The sequence below is a fragment of the Patescibacteria group bacterium genome (assembly GCA_018817085.1).
GTDB lineage: Bacteria > Patescibacteriota > WWE3 > CG2-30-40-12 > CG2-30-40-12 > CG2-30-40-12.
Genome location: JAHIUT010000069.1, coordinates 1 through 3004, shown reverse-complemented (window position 1 = coordinate 3004; position 3004 = coordinate 1). Strand labels below are relative to the sequence as shown.

The 3004-nt window shown below is 37.9% G+C and carries 4 protein-coding genes; all 4 read left to right on the top strand.

Going from position 1 to position 3004, the window contains the following annotated elements; translation table 11 throughout:
* A partial coding sequence (locus KJ678_04515) for a DsbA family protein (protein ID MBU1017391.1) occupies positions 1-195 on the top strand: 195 nt, incomplete at its 5' end.
* Between the two features lie 340 nt (positions 196-535).
* A complete protein-coding gene (locus KJ678_04510; GenBank protein ID MBU1017390.1) occupies positions 536-1543 on the top strand; it encodes an Ldh family oxidoreductase in 1008 nt (335 codons plus the stop codon).
* Entirely contained in the window at positions 1540-2127 is a 588-nt protein-coding gene (locus tag KJ678_04505) for an alpha/beta hydrolase (GenBank protein ID MBU1017389.1), read from the top strand. The genes KJ678_04510 and KJ678_04505 overlap by 4 nt, the downstream gene beginning before the upstream one ends.
* A gap of 144 nt (positions 2128-2271) precedes the next feature.
* Positions 2272-2676: a tryptophan-rich sensory protein gene (locus KJ678_04500; protein ID MBU1017388.1), complete on the top strand. Its 405-nt coding sequence runs from the start codon at positions 2272-2274 to the stop codon at positions 2674-2676.
* Positions 2677-3004 lie beyond the last annotated feature (328 nt).

Here is a 3004-nt window from a genome sequence, read left to right as displayed (position 1 = left end):
GTTGGTTATAGTCTTGCCGAGATTAGGGAGTGTGTAGCCGATCCTTCTACTCGTAAGGCAGTTGACAACCAGATGAATGAACTTCAAAGAACCCACATCTATGGGACACCGACCATTTTTATCAACGGTAAGGTGTTTATCGGCGCCAAACCCTATCGGGTTTATGAAAGAGCGCTTAAAGGATGGAGATTTTGATCGTTTGTCTTGAATAGAAGGAAACAAAAAAGACTATTTATTGGGCGATAGGGACTAGTTAGACAGGAATTTTTGGATTTCTTTCATTGTAAACTCTGGGTATTCGATTTCAGAAGACCAGTCTATTGTTCTATAATCATACCATCGTTCGAGCCAGTTGGCACTTAATATACCAAGTTTAGCCTCAATAAAATAAGAAGTGAAACAATCGCTAGTTACGAACAGGTATAACTCATCAATTTAGCTTCAAACGCTTGGTAAAAGCGATTCTACGCGCTTCTATTGCTAAGGTTATGGCTCGTAAAAGAGGGCAAATTTTAGTAGAATAACGAATATAACTATGAAAATAAAGATAGATCAAGCAAAGCAACTTTCCCTCGATGTATTAGCCAAAGTTGGTTTTTCAATGGAAGATTCGGAGTTGATAACAAAGAATCTTATAGATGCGGAATTATCAGGTAGAAAAAGCCATGGTTTTGTTAGACTCCCTGCAATTAAAAGAAATGTAGAATCGGGAAAGTTATCCAGTTTACATGATGATATTGAAATCGTAAAAGATAACCTTACAAACCTTCTTATTAACGCAAAACATAAACCTGCTTTTATTCCAATTTATAAATCATTAGAAATAGCGACTAAAAAAGCCAAAGAATCAGGTATCTGTATTGTTGGGATACAAGACGCTGAATATTGTTCAGGATTTATTGGTTCATATGCAAGGCAAGCCGCACTTTCTGATTTGATCTTTATCGGATTTAATAACTCACCAGGAGGACTTGTGCCTTTTGGGGCGAAGAAGGAATTGTGGGGTACTGATCCAGTAACAATTGGTGTACCAACTGACGATATTCCTGTGGTTCTTGATATGGCCTCTTCTCAAATAACTTGGGGCGACTTAATGGTGGCAAAACAGGAAGGTAAAACTATTAAAGAAGGTGTTGCGATAGATAAAGACGGAAATCCAACTACAAATCCTGTTGAGGCGATGGATGGTGGATTGTTACCAATAGCAGGACATAAAGGATCAGGACTGGCGTTTATGGTTGAACTGATAGCAGGTGCCTTAACTGGTTCTAGAGTTGGTTTTTCAGTTGAAGGTGGTTGGGGTACAGCTTACATTCTCATTAACCCTGAAATATTTAGACCACTAGCCGATTTCAAGCGGGATGTTAGAAAAGCGATAGATGAACTGAAACAAGCTCCTAAAGCTCGAGGTGTTGAAGAAATTTACTTCCCTGGTGAGAAATCACAAAAGATGAGAGCTAAACAACTTATGAGCGAAGAAATTGAGGTGAGTGATAAACTATATTCAGAAATTGAGTTGTTAGCAAAAGGAGGCAAACTATGAAAAACGCAATTATTTTCCATGGCACAGGTTGTACTCCAGACTCCTATTGGTTCCCGAACACAAAAGTATTTCTTGAAAAGTTAGGCTATGAAGTGTGGGTGCCACAACTACCTGATGCAGACAATCCCGAGCTTTCAAAATGGCTACCTGTTGCTCTTGAGGGAAAATATACAGAAGACACTATTATCATGGGCCATTCAGCAGGAGGACCATTAGTTTTGAGTGTATTGGAAAATATTAATGTTACTATTCATAAAGCAATATTGGTGGCAGGATTTGCTCGTAAACTAAGGGGTGATAAAGAAATTCAACCAATTCTTCAACCTGAATATAATTGGGAGAAAATTAAAAAAGCTGCGAAAGACTTGATATACATTAACTCTGAAGATGATCCTTGGACCATTGACCAAGAAGAAGGTTTGTATATGTGGAAGAAGACTGGTGGAACACTTATTTGTCGAGAAGGAGAAGGACACATGGGATCAGATAGTTTTAAACAGCCTTATAGGACTTTTCCATTATTAGAAAAATTGCTAGAATTAAAATATAGCCGTAGTTCTATTGATGGTTCTGATAAAAAGTAAATTAGCCTGAAATAGCCATACAAGGCTTCACTTTCTCTATTTCCTCTCTGATTTGAGCTACTAGCCTAAAGTCTGAAAAGCCCTAACCCTCCTTCGCTTTTCAAGCTACGGCAAGGCAAGAATTCGGGGGGAAATTACAAAATTATGAACACATACAACTGGTATTCACAACTAATTAAACCAGGCTGGGCGCCGCCGAGCTGGCTCTTTGGGCCGGTGTGGGCGGTTTTGTATGCGAGTATTGCGGTTTCTTTTGGTACAGTGTTTTATAAAATATTTATCAAGCAAATTTCATGGGCTGTAGCCTTGCCTTTTGCTCTCAATCTTATTTTCAACTTTGCTTTCACGCCTTTGCAATTCGGTTTGAAAAATAATCTTTTGGCGACAATTGATATCTTGCTTGTTCTCGGTACACTCATTTGGGCACTTCGCACTGTTTGGAACACAAAGCCTGAACTCCGCTGGGTCGTCTATGCCAACATTCCATATTTGCTCTGGGTTTCGTTTGCAACAGTTTTGCAATTAACGATTACTTATTTAAACAAATAAGGCGATGTGGCAGAGTGCCAAAATTCAGCATTCGGGGCTAATTGTCCTTTATTATGACCTGCTGATTTTATAGTAATGTCGCAAAAAGTTGTCTGGCTCCCTTTTCTTTACACGATATACCTTACCTAATTTTACCCTTATCTGTATTATTAACTTTATTGAATTCTTTTTCTAATGCACTAAATAGAGAGGCAATTTCTGTAGCATCTTTTAAACTTTTTTTATTTACTTCCATAGTTCCACAAAAAAAGGCAAGGAAATCGAAGATAGAGAAAATAAATTGAAATAGTAAGGTTGTTAACTAGATTTGATTTTTTCTATTTCTTCT